General features: G+C 43.8%; 12 protein-coding genes. 4 read left to right on the forward strand and 8 right to left on the reverse strand.

Annotated features, from left to right (window positions below; translation table 11 throughout):
• Window positions 1-19 precede the first annotated feature (19 nt).
• From uvrC to LQ983_RS00235, 6 genes are all read right to left on the reverse strand, one after another.
• Window positions 20-1,849, reverse strand: a complete 1,830-nt coding sequence (uvrC, locus tag LQ983_RS00210; protein ID WP_230622580.1) for an excinuclease ABC subunit UvrC — start codon at window positions 1,847-1,849, stop codon at window positions 20-22.
• A gap of 106 nt (window positions 1,850-1,955) precedes the next feature.
• Entirely contained in the window at window positions 1,956-2,729 is a 774-nt protein-coding gene (kdsB, locus tag LQ983_RS00215; protein WP_230621206.1) for a 3-deoxy-manno-octulosonate cytidylyltransferase, read from the reverse strand.
• 1 nt (window position 2,730) lies between these two features.
• Window positions 2,731-2,910, reverse strand: coding sequence for a Trm112 family protein (locus LQ983_RS00220; RefSeq protein WP_006717924.1), 180 nt, complete (start codon window positions 2,908-2,910; stop codon window positions 2,731-2,733).
• Between the two features lie 6 nt (window positions 2,911-2,916).
• Window positions 2,917-3,897 carry a tetraacyldisaccharide 4'-kinase gene (lpxK, locus tag LQ983_RS00225; protein ID WP_230621207.1) on the reverse strand — a complete coding sequence of 327 codons (981 nt, stop codon included), beginning with the start codon at window positions 3,895-3,897 and terminating at the stop codon, window positions 2,917-2,919.
• Between the two features lie 18 nt (window positions 3,898-3,915).
• Window positions 3,916-5,664 (reverse strand): lipid A ABC transporter ATP-binding protein/permease MsbA, encoded by a 1,749-nt coding sequence (gene msbA / locus LQ983_RS00230; RefSeq protein WP_230621208.1) that lies wholly within the window; start codon window positions 5,662-5,664, stop codon window positions 3,916-3,918.
• 44 nt (window positions 5,665-5,708) lie between these two features.
• Window positions 5,709-8,138 (reverse strand): DNA internalization-related competence protein ComEC/Rec2, encoded by a 2,430-nt coding sequence (locus tag LQ983_RS00235; protein WP_230621209.1) that lies wholly within the window; start codon window positions 8,136-8,138, stop codon window positions 5,709-5,711.
• A gap of 293 nt (window positions 8,139-8,431) precedes the next feature.
• Between LQ983_RS00235 and dksA the strand changes: the two genes are divergently transcribed.
• From dksA to folK, 3 genes are all read left to right on the forward strand, one after another.
• Complete coding sequence (gene dksA / locus LQ983_RS00240; protein ID WP_006717934.1) at window positions 8,432-8,869, forward strand: RNA polymerase-binding protein DksA; 438 nt, start codon at window positions 8,432-8,434, stop codon at window positions 8,867-8,869.
• Between the two features lie 283 nt (window positions 8,870-9,152).
• On the forward strand, window positions 9,153-10,442 hold the full coding sequence (gene pcnB / locus LQ983_RS00245) for a polynucleotide adenylyltransferase PcnB (protein WP_370636590.1): 1,290 nt from the start codon (window positions 9,153-9,155) through the stop codon (window positions 10,440-10,442).
• Window positions 10,435-10,941, forward strand: a complete 507-nt coding sequence (gene folK / locus LQ983_RS00250) for a 2-amino-4-hydroxy-6-hydroxymethyldihydropteridine diphosphokinase (protein ID WP_230621211.1) — start codon at window positions 10,435-10,437, stop codon at window positions 10,939-10,941. Before pcnB ends, folK begins: the two co-directional genes overlap by 8 nt.
• A 139-nt stretch (window positions 10,942-11,080) precedes the next feature.
• Here folK and pta read toward each other — a convergent pair whose 3' ends face one another.
• Together pta and LQ983_RS00260 are read right to left on the reverse strand one after the other, a co-directional pair.
• Window positions 11,081-13,216: a phosphate acetyltransferase gene (pta, locus tag LQ983_RS00255; protein ID WP_230621212.1), complete on the reverse strand. Its 2,136-nt coding sequence runs from the start codon at window positions 13,214-13,216 to the stop codon at window positions 11,081-11,083.
• Between the two features lie 71 nt (window positions 13,217-13,287).
• A complete protein-coding gene (locus tag LQ983_RS00260) occupies window positions 13,288-14,490 on the reverse strand; it encodes an acetate kinase (protein WP_230621213.1) in 1,203 nt (400 codons plus the stop codon).
• Between the two features lie 293 nt (window positions 14,491-14,783).
• Between LQ983_RS00260 and yfbV the strand changes: the two genes are divergently transcribed.
• The gene (gene yfbV, locus LQ983_RS00265; RefSeq protein WP_230621214.1) at window positions 14,784-15,227 is read left to right on the forward strand and encodes a terminus macrodomain insulation protein YfbV; all 444 of its coding nucleotides are present in this window, start codon (window positions 14,784-14,786) and stop codon (window positions 15,225-15,227) included.
• Window positions 15,228-15,305: the final 78 nt, after the last annotated feature.

The raw sequence follows: 15,305 nt of genomic DNA on the forward strand, positions 1-15,305 counted from the left end.
ATCGCACTTTTCTTTTAATCTAATGCTGCAACGTTTCAAAAATCTTTTCCGCCAGTGCTTTTGAAATGCCGGGGACGGAGGCGATTTCATCGAGGGTGGCATTTTTAACGCCTTGTAAACCGCCGAGATATTTGAGGAGCGCTTGGCGGCGTTTAGCGCCTACACCTTCAATGCTTTCTAAGCCGCTTTGGGTGAAATGTTGTTGGCGTTTCTTACGGTGTCCGCTGATAGCGTGATTGTGGCTTTCATCGCGGATATGTTGGATTAAATGGAGTGCGAGGCTGTCCGATGGCAAATGCAATTCTTTATCCCATTTGCTTAAAATCAGGGTTTCCAAGCCCGCACGGCGATCGACGCCTTTGGCAACGCCAATTAAGTGCGGTCGGTTTTTATTCCATTTTACCTTGAGATTTTCAAACACTTGTAACGCACGGTTGAGTTGCCCTTTGCCGCCGTCAATAAAAATAATGTCGGGGATTTTGTCTTCTTCTAGATCTTTGTCGTAGCGTTTTAACAGTGCTTGCTCCATAGCCGCGTAGTCATCGCCTTTGGTGATGCCGCTGATGTTGAAACGACGATAATCGGATTTTAGCGGCCCGTCTTGATTGAACACTACGCAGGAAGCGATGGTTTGTTCGCCCATCGTGTGGCTAATGTCAAAACATTCCATGCGTTTGATAACATCAATGTCGAGTAATTCCTGCAGGGCGGCATAGCGATCATGTTGCAAGGTAGATTGTTTTAACTTGGTCACTAACGCAGCTTTGGCATTCATTTGTGCTAGCTGCAGGTATTTGCTTTTATCGCCTTTGGCATGATCTTGAATGGTAACTTTTCGCCCTGCTTGGTCGCTTAACAAGGTTTCCAAATCGGCTTTTTCTTCCAGTTTTTGATCCACGATAATGGTGTTCGGAATGGTTCTGCCTTGGTGTGCCTGTAGATAAAATTGCCCAACAAAGGTTTCTGTGAGTTCTGCCAGATTGGTATTGTTCGGCACTTTCGGGAAGTAACTACGATTACCCAAAATCTTACCCTGACGGATAAACAACACCTGCACGCAAGCCACACCAAGTTGGTAGGCGATGGCGATAATATCAATATCATCATGGCGATCGTTGGCGACAAATTGTTTTTCAATTACCGCGCGCACTGCCTGAATTTGATCGCGAATCCGTGCCGCCTCTTCAAAATTCAGTTGCTGACTTGCCTGTTCCATTTGTTTGACTAAATGATCCAACACTTGTTGATCTTTGCCCTGTAAGAACAAGCGGGCAAAATTCACCTGTTGCGCATAGACTTCGTCAGTCACATAACCTTTTACGCAGGGGGCAAGACAACGCCCGATTTGATATTGCAAACAAGGGCGCGAGCGGTTGTTATACACCGAATTTTCGCATTGCCGAATAGGGAACAGTTTTTGCAACAAAGACAAGGTTTCACGCACCGCGCCGGCGTTGGGGTAAGGGCCGAAATATTCCCCTTGGATTTTTTTCGAGCCACGATAAGAGGTAATGCGAGGATGCGTTTCTTTGGTTAATAAAATATACGGATAGGATTTATCATCGCGTAGCAACACGTTATAACGCGGCTGATAGGTTTTGATGTAATTGTGCTCAAGTAGGAGAGCTTCTGTTTCCGAGGTGGTAATCGTGGTTTCAATATGATGAATTGATGCCACTAACGCCTCTGTTTTCTTGCTGTTTAACTGCTTGCGAAAATAACTGGATAAGCGTTTTTTCAGATCTTTTGCCTTGCCCACATAAATCACCGTGTTGCTATCGTCATACATACGATAAACGCCCGGTAAGTGCGGTACGTTAGCGAGGAATTTTTTGGCGTCGAAAGTCATCATGAGTGATTAAGTCAGATTTTATATTGAAATGATTTGAAACATTATCGTCGTTGAATTTTTAAAGAAAATACTCCCCTCTTTACTAAAGAGGGGAGTATTTTCTTTAATGTGATTTCTTTGTCAAAATCGACCGCACTTTTTCCAGATCTTCAGCCGTGTCCACACCTACAGCCGGTACTTCTTTGGCGAGTTCTACATGAATTTTTTCGCCGTTCCAAAGCACGCGTAGCTGTTCCAGTTTTTCGATGTGTTCTAATGCGGTCGGTTGCCATTGCACATATTGTTTAATGAAACCAGCGCGATAAGCATAAATCCCGATGTGGCGCAGGTATTGTGTATTCAGTTGCAATTTTGCTACGTCATCCATTTGCGCAAATTGATCGCGATCCCAAGGAATTACGGCTCGAGAGAAATAAAGTACATAGCCGTCTTTGTCGGTTAACACTTTCACCACATTGGGATTAAATAATTCCTCAGGCTCGTCGATATTGACCGCAAGGCTTGCCATGTTGACAGGGTATTTAGCGAGATTTTCTGCCACTTGTTTGACAATCACCGGCGGAATAAGCGGTTCATCGCCTTGAATGTTCACGATGATTTCGTTGTTGGGAATCGCCAGTTTTTCAACCACTTCAGCCAAGCGTTCTGTACCGGAATTGTGGCTTTCTGCCGTCATGCACACTTCCGCACCAAAATTTTTAGCCGCGGTTGCCACTTGTTCATTGTCGGTCGCGATAATGATTCGGCTGGCGCCGGATTGCTTAGCTTGTTCAAAAACATGTTGAATCATCGGTTTGCCGGCAATGTCTGCTAACGGTTTGCCCGGCAGACGGCTGGAGGCGTAACGGGCGGGAATGATTACGGTGAATTGGGTCATGTTATTGTTCCTCTGATTGGCTTAATGTTTCTGCCTGTTCTGCTAATAATATCGGAATACCGTTTTTGATCGGGTAGGCAAGCTTTTCAATGCGGCAAATTAAACGTTGATGTTGCTCATCGTATTCCAAATGTCCATGGCAAGTTGGGCAAGCCACGATATCCAATAATTGTTTGTTCATGGTGTTTTATTTTGATTTTTGACCGCACTTTTGCACGATTTTTTGAATCAATAGCTGTGTTTTATCCCCTTGGATTTCCGTGGTTACCGGCACATACCACCAATTTTCTCGCGCAAAGGCGAGGCACTTCACCGCATCTTTTTCGGTCATGAAGAGCGGTTGATTTTTATCGAATTTATCAAACAGAGAGGCGGTAAAAGCCTGATGATCTTGGAAGGCTTGGGTTTCGCTTAATGTGATTCCCTGTTGTTCTAACATTGCAAAAAAACGTGGTGGATTGCCGATGCCGGCGATAGCGGTTGCGTGGTTAAATTCATTTAACGGACGTTGCGCATTGGTTGCTAAATTGACGGCGTATTGTGGTTTTAAGAGCATCACCGCATCGCTGTATTGATTTTCTGCACCGTTGGTAATAATGAAATCGACGGATTGTAAACGGCTTGGCAACTCGCGTAGCGAGCCTGCTGGTAATAAGAAACCGTTGCCTAAACCACGTTGAGCATCCATGATCACGATTTCAATATCACGCTGTAATTTGTAATGTTGTAAGCCGTCATCGCTGATGATGACATCACAAGGCGCATGTTGTAATAGATATTCGATGGCTTGTTGACGATTAGGGGAAATGCAAACCGGGGCTTGGGTCCGTGTGGCAATTAAAACCGGCTCATCACCGGCTTGCACCGGATCACTGGTCGGTGTGACCAACAAAGGATAAGTTTTGGCTTGGCTGCCATAACCTCTGGAAATCACCCCAACATTCAGACCACACTTGCGAAGTTCTTCGACTAACCAAATCACCGCAGGTGTTTTACCGTTTCCACCCACCGACAAATTACCGACGATCACGACAGGAACCGGTGCTCGATAAGATGTTAAGACATGAAAGCGAAATAAAGCTCGTCGAAAAGCGCTAATTAGCCAAAATAACAAGGAGAAAGGGCAGAGTAGCCATGTGATCCACGAACGGGAATACCAAAACTGCATACTTTCTCCTTAGGTTAATTATTGACTGAACTGCATGCCGTGTAATTGTTTATACGCACCGCCTTGTGCCAATAGGGCTTGGTGGTTGCCACGTTCTTTAATTTGTCCGTTTTCAATGACAAGAATTTCGTCAGCCTTTTCAATGGTGGATAAACGATGTGCGATCACCAAAACGGTACGATCTTTTTGAATTTCTTCCAATGCGGCTTGAATCGCACGCTCGGATTCCGTATCTAAAGCAGAGGTCGCTTCATCTAAAATTAACACCGGTGAATTACGCAATAATGCACGGGCAATGGCTAAACGTTGGCGTTGACCGCCGGATAAGCTGGCACCATTTTCGCCGATAACGGTATCTAAACCATGTTCTAAATGTTCGATAAATTCCATGGCGTGTGCCGCTTTTGCTGCGTTGATGATTTCTTCACGGCTATATTTATTTTTCGCTGCATAAGCGATGTTATTGGCAATGGTATCGTTGAATAAGTGCACTTGTTGGGAGACTACGGCGCAATTTTCGCGTAAATCTGATAGGCGATAATCTTGAATATTCACGCCGTCTAACAAAATTTTACCTTGGGTCACATCATAGAAACGGGTCACTAAATTAGCGATGGTAGATTTACCGGAACCGGAACGACCGACTAACGCCACAGTTTTGCCATGAGGAATCTGGAAGGAAATATTATCCAAGGCAAGTTCTTCTTTGCCCTCATAGCGAAAGGTGACATTTTTAAATTCAAGGTCGCCTTTTACATTGTCCGCTTTATGCGTGCCGGTATCTTTTTCCGTTTCCATATCCAAAATACCGAACAAGGTTTGACAGGCTGCCATACCGCGTTGGAATTGGGCGTTGACGTTCGTTAAGGATTTTAACGGGCGCATTAAGGCAAGCATGGAAGAGAAAACAACGGTAAATGTCCCCGCACTTAAGTTTTGATCCATGATGGAAGGGAAACTCGCGAGGTATAACACGGCGGCAAGGGCAAACGAGGCAATGATTTGCACCACAGGATCGGCAATGGCATCTGCTGCAGTCATTTTCATGCCTTTACGGCGCATATCATTGCTGACGTGATTGAAACGTTCTTCTTCGATAATTTGGCCACCGAAAGAAAGAACCACTTTATGCCCTTTTAACATTTGTTCTGCCGTTGAGGTTAAATCTCCCATGGAGTTTTGCATGTTACGGCTTAAATTGCGGAATTTTTTAGAAACCATGCTGATCAAGATGCCGATGATAGGGCCGATAATCAGTAATACAACGGACAGTTGCCAACTGGTATAAAGCATCACGCAAAGAAGAGAAATTAAATAAGCACCTTCACGCACGATGGTAATCAATGATCCGGAAGAGGCACTGGCGATCATTTCGGAGTCATAAGTGATACGGGAAAGCAGTTTTCCGGCAGCGTTTTTATCAAAAAAACTGACCGGCATAAACATTAAATGTTTGAATAAACGCCGACGCATGGTCATCACCACTTTACCGGAAACCCAAGCCAAGCAATAGTTGGAAATAAAGCTGGACACGCCGCGTAAGATAATGATTAACACAACAAAGACAGACATGTATTTCAAAAATGATGCGTCTGCTTTACCAAAGCCCTCATCCAATAAGGGTTTGAGTAGGAAAATTAAGCCGGAGTCGGTTAGGGCGTTGAGAATTAAGGCAACAGCGGAAACAATCAAACCGGCTTTATACGGACTAATCATTGGCCACAGACGCTTGAAGGTTTGCATAGTAGAAAGATCTTGATCTTGCATAATAATTTCTGTCTTTGGGTCAAAAATAATGGCGCATTGTACCTTTATTTGCCCTTCAAGCCAATTAATCTGCGATACCATGGCGAAAATTCCGCCCGAGCAGTTTGAATTTCTATTTTATTTCCATGAAATAACAAACTGATTTGACCTGTTTCTGCCGTATTGTAACTTTGCGTACCTTGCTGCTTTAGCCTTGCCATAACCTCGTTGTTTGGAAAGTGCCAGGGATTCCAACGCCCGCTGGAGATTAACGCTATATCCGGCTGTGTGTGGCGCACTAATGCCTCTCCTGTCGAGGTTTTGCTGCCATGGTGTCCCACTTGTAGTACGTGGATTTTATCTAGCTTGGGTAAAATGTTGTATTCCACGCTGAGATCGGCATCGCCTGTCAGTAAAATATTGTGTTTACCGTCGGTTAAGAGCAGCGTACAGGAATCGGGATTTTCCGCACGTGGCACGATGTTGTTGGGAGAAAGTACGGTAAAGTGTAATCCCTGCCATGTCCATTGTTTGTTGGCAAGGCAAAAAGTGCGGTCGTTTTCTTCCGTGTTTTTTTCGCCATAACGTTTTTGCGAAGCGGTGGTCAGTTGAATGTCGGGATAAGCGGCCAACATCGCGCGAGCACCGCCCGAATGATCGTTGTCATCATGACTTAAAATCAGCCATTCCAACTGAATGCCTTGTCGCTGTAAATAAGGCAGAATTTCTAACTGCGCCATGCTGCCCCCCGCCCAACTTGAACCGGTGTCGTATAGCACGCCTTTGCCATCTTTAACGATCAGGGTGGCTAACCCTTGACCGACATCTAAGGTATCCAATTGCCAATTTGGGTGGGAAAGGTAGTGGTACGCCAATGTGGTGCTGCAAAATGCAATCAATCCGCAACCTAACCCGTAAATTGTCTTTTGTAAGGGAAAACTTAAGGTGCGTTCAGCAGCGAGATGAAATCCCTTTAAACGAGTGCGTTTTGCTAATTCCAATGTAGAAGAGAGAGGTTTCTGGGGTTTATAAACGTAATACAGCAAGCCTAAAAACAGGCAGGTTAAAACAAGCGTAATCCATAAACTGTGGGGAAGAGAAATAGCCAGCCAATGATCCTGCAAGGGGGCTAAAAGTGCGGTGATTTTTTCTGCCAGATCATTGGCAAGCCACCATGTGTTCCAACTGCCTTGGGTGAGCACAGCAAACAGCACCAATGGCACTAAAATGAAGCTATAAAGTGGCACGGCAATAAGATTGGCAATAAAACTGTTTAAGGAAATGCCGTTAAAAAAGAACAATTGAATCGGCGTGAATAACCAAAGCAAACCAAGTTGCAAATGAAATAAACCGAAAACATACCGCACTTTTCCCCAAGGCGAGTGGCTGAATGATTTGCCGCGCCAGTGTAATAAGGACAGCGGAAAACATTGATACCAAATAATTAAACTGGTGACCGCCCCGACGGATAGCCAAAAACTGGTGGAAAGCAACATGAGCGGATCGATAAAAATCAACAGTGCGACCACTCGCAATAACAGCTGCCACACCGTCCAATGTAGCCTTAAATGCTGAATGGTATAGAGTAACGCGAGGGCAATGATGGCGCGTAGTGTGGGGATTGCCAGTCCTGCAAGTTGACTATAAAGCAGGGCTAAAATCATGCCGCAGAAAATCGGAAAGGTTGGCGTGATGTAATGGGTTGGAAACGTAAATTGGAGTAAGCGTGCCAAGGCAAAGCCTAACATCATCGCCAGACCGATATGTAATCCTGAAATAGCAATCAAGTGCGCCGTATTGGTTTTTTGATAAATTTGCCATGTGGCATTTTCGAGCCATGCCCGTTCGCCAAAACCAAGCGCCAATAATAACCCTTGTTGAGATAACGGTTCTGTTTGCTTGAGCGCATGATGAAGTGCGCTTTGCCGCCATGAAAAAACGTGATCTATTTTGACCGCACTTTTCACTTCTGCCCACGCAGTGATGCGTTTACTGAAGTACCATTGTTGCCGATCAAAACCATCCTTATTGAGCCGTGAGGAAATTGGGCGAAGGCGCAAATCTCCCACATAACGTTCACCAATATTCACGTTTTGTTTAAGTTTCCAATTGGCGTAGAGGCGTTGTTCCGGCTGGTTATCCGCGAGCTTCGCACGGAGGGTTAAGGTTTGATATTGTTGATGATGTAGGATCTCTTCCACGATAAATTCGGTATGAATAGTTTTCGGCAAACGGGCAATGTTGTCCGCTTGGTTCAGCAACTGTATTGCCGGCTGATGTACATAAGCCAGATTGAGCGTGAACAAAAGTAGCCAAAGAAGCGAGTATTTCGTTTTATGACAGGATAAACCTCGGGCAAGCAAAATGAGCGGACATAAAAGAAGGGATAAATAAAGTGCCGTTTGCCAAGAGACTAAAAACCTATCGGGTAAAAACACCAAAGTGATACCGCTTACAATTAAACTTCCCGCAAATTTATCTAACGAAACGCCCACATTTTTTACCGCACTTTTGTTCCATGGCAGGGACTATGAAAGAATTTTTAGGGAGGGAAAATACGCTTTCAAAAATATTGGAATCTGAATCACAAAATTAAAAAAAATCCTTAGAATACTGAATGGATATGCAAATATTATTTGATAAATAGGATGAGTTCTGCTATTTATACGCCTTCAAAATTTGGCTCCATTTTTTAATCGGTTTTACTTTTGGGTAGTAATCATATTAAGCGACACTGATTGTGGCCTTAACACTATGAAATGGATGAATTTTTTATTAGGAGATACACATGAGTAAAGCGTCTTTAAGTTTATTGGCTTTAGCCGGCGTTGAGCCTTACAAAGAAAAGAAAGGCGAAGAATACATGAATGAGCATCAAGTGCTACATTTCAAAAAAATTCTTCAAGCCTGGCATGATCAAATTAGAGATGAAGCTTCTCGGACCGTTGCTCATATGCAAGATGAAGCGGCTAACTTCCCGGATCCGGCTGACCGCGCAACACAAGAAGAAGAGTTCAGTTTGGAATTACGTGCTCGTGATCGTGAACGCAAATTAATGAAGAAAATCGAAAATACATTGAAAAAATTGGATACAGACGATTTCGGCTATTGCGATTCTTGTGGCGTGGAAATTGGGATTAAACGTTTAGAAGCGCGTCCGACAGCAGATTTGTGTATCGACTGCAAAACATTAGCGGAAATTCGCGAAAAACAAATGGTCGGTTAATTCGACTAAAAATAGATAAAAGTGCGGTCAAAAAACACCTTATTTTTCGACCGCGCTTTCACTTTATTTTTCTGATAAACGGAGATGTCTTATCTTTACCTATATTAAAAATCTTTTGAGCAAGAAAATCAAAAAACATCCTGCTGCTCAAAATGACATTAAAGCCTCACCTAAAAGACCCTCTATCACAGTGACTGAACCTGTAAAAAACAAGGCTCAGGGTTCATCCCACAATAAAAGAAACACACCTAAAAAAGATTTCAAACATAGCATTAAGGCATCCATGTATGGCATTACGCCACGTATGTTTAATCGTAACGCATTGACGGTGGTGGAAAAACTACAACGTCAAGGGTATGAAGCCTATGTGGTCGGCGGTTGTTTGCGTGACTTATTGTTGGGTAAAAAACCAAAAGATTTTGATGTGGCGACCAATGCGCGTCCGGAACAAATTCAAGCGGTTTTTCAACGTCAATGCCGTTTGGTTGGGCGACGTTTCCGTTTGGCGCACGTGATGTTTGGTCGTGAGATTATTGAAGTGGCGACATTTCGCGCCGGCCATGCGGAGCATCATAATGAGAAACTTGCCAAGCAAAGCGAAGAGGGCATGCTGTTACGTGACAATGTGTATGGCACCTTGGAGCAAGATGCGGAACGCCGTGATTTCAGCGTAAACGCGCTGTATTACAATCCACAAGACAACACGTTGAAAGATTATTTCAACGGTATTGAAGATTTAAAAAACGGTAAATTACGTTTAATCGGCGATCCCGTTACTCGTTATCAGGAAGATCCGGTGCGCATGTTGCGCTCCATTCGCTTTATGGCGAAATTAGAGATGTTCTTAGATAAACCAAGTGAAACGCCAATTAAATCCCTTGCCCATTTACTCAAAAATATTCCACCGGCACGTTTGTTTGAAGAAAGCTTGAAGTTATTGCAAAACGGGCATGGTGTAAAAACGTACCATTTATTACGTCAATATGGCTTGTTTGAACAACTGTTCCCGTTGTTGCCAACGTATTTCACTGAGCGTGAAGACAGCATGGCAGAAAAAATGATTTTGCGTGCGTTGACCTCCACTGATGAACGCGTGGCAGATAAATTACCGATTAATCCGGCGTTCTTATTTGCCGCATTCTTCTGGTATCCGTTGCGTGAAAGAGTGGAAACTCTAAAAAATGAAGGCGGCTTGAATAACAATGATGCCTATGCTTTGGCCTCTAACGACTTGTTAGATGTGTTATGCAATGCATTAGCGGTGCCGCGTCGTCACACTACGGTGATTCGAGATATTTGGTCGCTACAGTTGCAGTTCTTAAAACGTACGCCGAAATCTGTGCAGCGAGCTATCGAACAATCAAAATTCCGTGCGGGCTTTGATTTATTAGTGATGCGCGCAGAAATTGAGGGCGGTGAAGCCGTTGAGTTGGCGGCATGGTGGCATGAATATCAATTTAGCAACGAAAACCAACGACAAGATTTGGTGAAAGAGTTGCCGAGTCAGCCGAGAAAACGCAAATATCATCGTCGTAAACGACATCATTCTGCAAAAAAGGTTAGCCATGAATAAGGTGTATGTTGCTTTGGGAAGTAACCTTGCTAATCCTCAGGCGCAACTCATTTCTGCCTTACAGGCGATGAATGAACTGTCTGACTCTAAATTAGTGGCGGTGAGCTCTTTTTATCAAAGTAAGCCTCTTGGACCACAGGATCAGCCTGATTATGTGAATGCAGTGGCTTGTTTGGAAACCTCACTTGCGCCTCTTGCATTGTTAGATGAATTGCAGCGCATTGAACATGAACAAGGTCGTGTGCGTCTGCGTCGCTGGGGAGAGCGGACATTGGATTTGGATATTTTGCTGTATTCTGATCACATTATTCAGTCGGAACGCCTGACAGTGCCACATTATGATATGCACCAGCGTGAATTTGTGATCATTCCATTGGCAGAAATTGCGCCTCGTCTTTCGTTGCCAAATGGGCAATCAATTCAAACGCTTGTGCAGAAATTTGCCGATCATCAAATGGTGATTGTGAAACACAAAAATGAAATCCACCTCAAAAACTGACCGCACTTTTCACTTTGAATAACAGGTTATTTAGACAAAAAGAACGAATTTGTTAATTCAATCCTTTCGGTAAATAAAAAGGCTTTCATTACGAAAGCCTTTTCTTTTGCACGAAAGTGCGGTGTGTTTTTCAAGCGTTTTATTGTGTTGCTTGAATTGCCGTTAATGCAATGGTGTACACGATGTCATCAACCAATGCACCACGGGACAAGTCGTTCACAGGTTTGCGCATACCTTGAAGCATCGGTCCGATAGAAACAAGGTCGGCGGAACGTTGAACTGCTTTATAGGTGGTGTTACCGGTATTCAGATCCGGGAAGATGAATACAGTAGCTTGACCGGCAACCGGAGAATTTGGTGCTTTAGAGCGAGCCACATCTTCCATCACCGCGGCATCGTATTGTAATGGGCCATCGATGAGTAAATCGGGGCGTTTTTCTTTCGCAATACGAGTGGCTTCTTTCACTTTTTCAACGTCTGCACCACTACCGGAAGAGCCGGTAGAATAGGAGATCATCGCCACTTTCGGCTCAATACCGAAGGATTTCGCTGATTCGGCAGATTGAATCGCAATTTCCGCGAGTTGTTCTGCGGTCGGATCCGGGTTCACCGCGCAGTCACCGTAAACCAACACTTGATCCGGTAATAACATGAAGAAGATAGAAGAGATAATGGAGCTGCCCGGTGCGGTTTTGATAATTTGCATCGGTGGGCGAATGGTGTTGGCTGTGGTGTGAACTGCGCCGGATACCAAACCGTCAACTTCGTTGGCTTCTAACATCATGGTGCCAAGTACAACGTTATCTTCTAATTGTTCACGTGCCATGGTTTCTGTCATGCCTTTGGCTTTACGTAATTCCACTAAACGTGCGACATAGTTCTCACGTACGCTTGCCGGGTCAATAACCGTAATACCTTTGACTAATTTCACACCTTGAGATTCAGCAACGCGTTTTACCTCTTCAGGGTTGGCTAACAAGATACATTCTGCGATACCGCGTTCAGCACATAAGATGGCCGCTTTGATTGTACGTGGTTCATCGCCTTCCGGTAAGACGATACGTTTATTCGCAGAACGGGCTAATTCCGTTAATTGGAAGCGGAATGCCGGTGGCGATAAACGACGTAAACGGCTTGAAGCTTCAACTAATCCATTAACGAAGGTGGCATCTAATTTTTCGCTGGTATAGCGTTTGATGTTTTCAATGCGCTCTTTATCGTCAACCGGTACTTCAAGGTTAAAGTTTTGTAGGCTTAAAGCCGTTTGCCAGGTGTTGCCTTCAATACGGAAAACCGGCAATTTTTTGTTTTCAAAAACATGCTGACAAAGTTTGTTGATTTGTGGATCTAATTTGTAACCGCCGGTTAATAATAAACCGCCGATTTCAATACCGTTGGACACCGCAAGTGCCGCTGCCACGATCACATCCGGGCGGTCAGCAGAAACCACGAGTAAGCTTCCGGCACGGAAGTGTTCCACCATATTTGGCAAGCTTCTTGCACAGAAAGTGATACCGCGAATACGACGATTTACATCGCCTTCATTAAGAATCGATGCGCCTAAATGTTTAATTAAATCAATCGCACGGGTTGCAATAAGATCAGCAGACCATGGGATACATGCCAGTAAGTTGAGCTGGCTTTGTGCGAATAATTTTACCAACTCGGATTCGCTGTTGTGGCTGTGTTGGAAAGAATCGAAAATTTCGCTTAAATCTGGGCGGGTTCTGCCGGATTCATCCACTGGCGCATTGAATTTGTTCACGATCACGCCAAGAAGATTTTTATTGCCTTGACCACCGAACAGAGAAGCAGCTGCTTCTACACGTTCTTTCAATTGTGCCGGAGTTTCTGTAGCCGGTGCCGCGACTAATACGATTTCCGCATCAAGTGCTTGGGCGATTTCGTAGTTAATGCTATTGGCGAAAGAATGTTTGCGGGTTGGAATCAAGCCTTCCACAATGACAATTTCATTGTTTTTAGCAAGACGTTGATGATTTTCAACGATTTTTTCTAACAACACATCAGATTGATTTTGACCGATCAGGGATTCTGCCACGCTTAGCATAAACGGCTCAGCCGTTTCTAAACCGGTGCTGGTGCGTACGATAGAGGTTGTGCGGTCGATAATATCTTCACCGGTATTTGGTTGAGAAATAGGTTTCATGAAACCGACTTTGGCACCTTTTTGTTCAAGTGCGTTGATTAAACCAAGACTTACGCTGGTTAAACCCACGCCGGTGCTAATCGGAATTAAAATAATAGTACGAGACATAATTTACCTTCGATTGGAATAGAGGATTAAAAAGAAACTGCCGAATAAATCGGCAGTTTATAGATTACGTTTTAGATGCAAAGACGTGCGGTGTCTTGTGCGATCACTAATTCTTCATTGGTTGGAATAACCATGGCGATTGGGGTGTTATCAGCGGTAATCACGCCTTCGTTACCAAAACGGGCAGCCATGTTTTTCTCATTATCCAATTTATAACCGAATAATTTTAAGTGCGCTAAGGTGAGTTCGCGTACGTGCGCAGAGTTTTCACCAATACCGCCGGTAAAGACGATGGCATCCAAACGCTCACCGATAACGGCCATGTAAGAACCGATGTATTTCGCTAAACGGTAGCAATAAACGTCTAATGCACGTTTTGCCGGGATTTCTTTGTCATAGTTGTCTTCGGCATAACGGCAGTCACTAGTGACTTCGGTTAAACCAAGTAAACCGGATTTTTTCGTTAAGGTGGTGTTGATTTCTTCAACGGACATGCCGAGGGTGTCGTGCATGTAGAAAACGATAGCCGGGTCGATGTCACCACAACGGGTACCCATGACTAAACCTTCTAACGGGGTTAAACCCATAGAGGTATCGATACATTCGCCATGACGAATTGCGGATACGGAACCACCGTTACCTAAATGGCAAGTGATCACGTTTACTTTGTCTTCTGCGACGCCTAAACGTTTTGCCGCTTCACGGCTGACATAATAGTGGCTTGTACCGTGTGCGCCGTAGCGACGAACACCGTGATCGCGATATAAAGAGTAAGGTAATGCGTATAAGTAAGCTTCTTCCGGCATGGTTTGATGGAATGCAGTATCAAATACCACCACGTTTTTCTCTTTCAAATGCGGGAAGAGTTTGAATGCTTCTTTGATACCGATTAAGTGTGCAGGGTTGTGCAATGGTGCAAATTGAATTGCATCTTCAATGCCTTTAACCACTTCATCGTTAACGATAACGGAAGAGGTGAATTTTTCGCCGCCGTGTACGATACGGTGACCGATAGCAACAACGCCTTTTTGTAATTCAGGATCAAGCGAGAAAATGTTATTAACAACAAAATTTAACGCTTCGGCGTGAGCGGCGCCGGCACCTAAATCAGCCTGTCCTTTTTCGCCGTGTAATTTCCATTTAATACGGGCTTCAGGTAAGTAAAACGCTTCGGCTAAGCCGGACAATTTTTCTTCGCCGGTGGCAGGATTCAAAATAGAAAATTTTAGTGAAGAGCTACCACAATTGAGGATTAGGACTAATTTTTCAGACATAAGCGACCTATACGGGTTTGAGTTAAACAAAATCCGTTCAAATAGTGAACGAATAATAGAAAATTAAACCGCCATAGAATACACCCTTCACCTTTTAAAATAAATTCTTAACATCAAAAAATGCGACCTGAATCAAAAAAATTTAGCAATTTTTTTACATTTCGTAAGTGATTCATTTTTCCTGAAAAAAAGATTACTAAAGAAGAGGTATGAATATGGAAAATTAAAAAATCCGTCAGTTTATGTTATGTTGAGCAACCTGACGTTGAATTGACACAAAGGATAAGCATGACATGGGTTTTTATCGCACATTAAAAATAGGGCAACAATATTTAAATAGTTGGCCTTTAGAACCAAAGTTAGGCGCTATTTTCCCCGAAAATCGCATTATTAAAGCAACCTTATTTGCCCAGAAAATGATGCCGTTTCTTGCGGTATTATTTGTGGTGTGGCAGCAAATTTATGCACGAGGCGACAACATGGCACTTGCTGTTGCGGTGTTAAGCGCTTTATTTGCGTTATGTTTGCCTTTGCAGGGATTTTATTGGTTAGGCAAACGCGCACAAATGCCATTGTCACCTCAAAGTGCGGTCGGTTTTCAACGTGTTTTTGAAAAATTGAGAGAGACGCAGGATACCTTACCTTCTTTCCCCGACAAGCCCACCTATTTGGATTTGGCAAAGTTACTGAATCTTGCTCAGAAAAAATTACCCCGTGATTTTTGGCAGGAGCTTTAATTCCCCGATTTTTTCTATATTCCCAAACATAACAATGGTATAGTGACGCCCCTTTGCTTCTTTGTGCAAAAGGGCGTT

The organism is Aggregatibacter sp. Marseille-P9115 (assembly GCF_920939465.1).
In the GTDB taxonomy this organism is placed as follows: domain Bacteria; phylum Pseudomonadota; class Gammaproteobacteria; order Enterobacterales; family Pasteurellaceae; genus Aggregatibacter; species Aggregatibacter segnis_B.

What these genes read in the sequence shown, in the direction of transcription:
- pta (WP_230621212.1), bottom strand. Translation starts at nt 13,216, where the DNA reads ATGTCTCGTACTATTATTTTAATTCCGATTAGCACCGGCGTGGGTTTA.
- pcnB (WP_370636590.1), top strand. Translation starts at nt 9,153, where the DNA reads ATGTATGGCATTACGCCACGTATGTTTAATCGTAACGCATTGACGGTG.
- LQ983_RS00260 (WP_230621213.1), bottom strand. Translation starts at nt 14,490, where the DNA reads ATGTCTGAAAAATTAGTCCTAATCCTCAATTGTGGTAGCTCTTCACTA.
- lpxK (WP_230621207.1), bottom strand. Translation starts at nt 3,897, where the DNA reads ATGCAGTTTTGGTATTCCCGTTCGTGGATCACATGGCTACTCTGCCCT.
- folK (WP_230621211.1), top strand. Translation starts at nt 10,435, where the DNA reads ATGAATAAGGTGTATGTTGCTTTGGGAAGTAACCTTGCTAATCCTCAG.
- dksA (WP_006717934.1), top strand. Translation starts at nt 8,432, where the DNA reads ATGAGTAAAGCGTCTTTAAGTTTATTGGCTTTAGCCGGCGTTGAGCCT.
- LQ983_RS00220 (WP_006717924.1), bottom strand. Translation starts at nt 2,910, where the DNA reads ATGAACAAACAATTATTGGATATCGTGGCTTGCCCAACTTGCCATGGA.
- kdsB (WP_230621206.1), bottom strand. Translation starts at nt 2,729, where the DNA reads ATGACCCAATTCACCGTAATCATTCCCGCCCGTTACGCCTCCAGCCGT.
- msbA (WP_230621208.1), bottom strand. Translation starts at nt 5,664, where the DNA reads ATGCAAGATCAAGATCTTTCTACTATGCAAACCTTCAAGCGTCTGTGG.
- uvrC (WP_230622580.1), bottom strand. Translation starts at nt 1,849, where the DNA reads ATGACTTTCGACGCCAAAAAATTCCTCGCTAACGTACCGCACTTACCG.
- yfbV (WP_230621214.1), top strand. Translation starts at nt 14,784, where the DNA reads ATGGGTTTTTATCGCACATTAAAAATAGGGCAACAATATTTAAATAGT.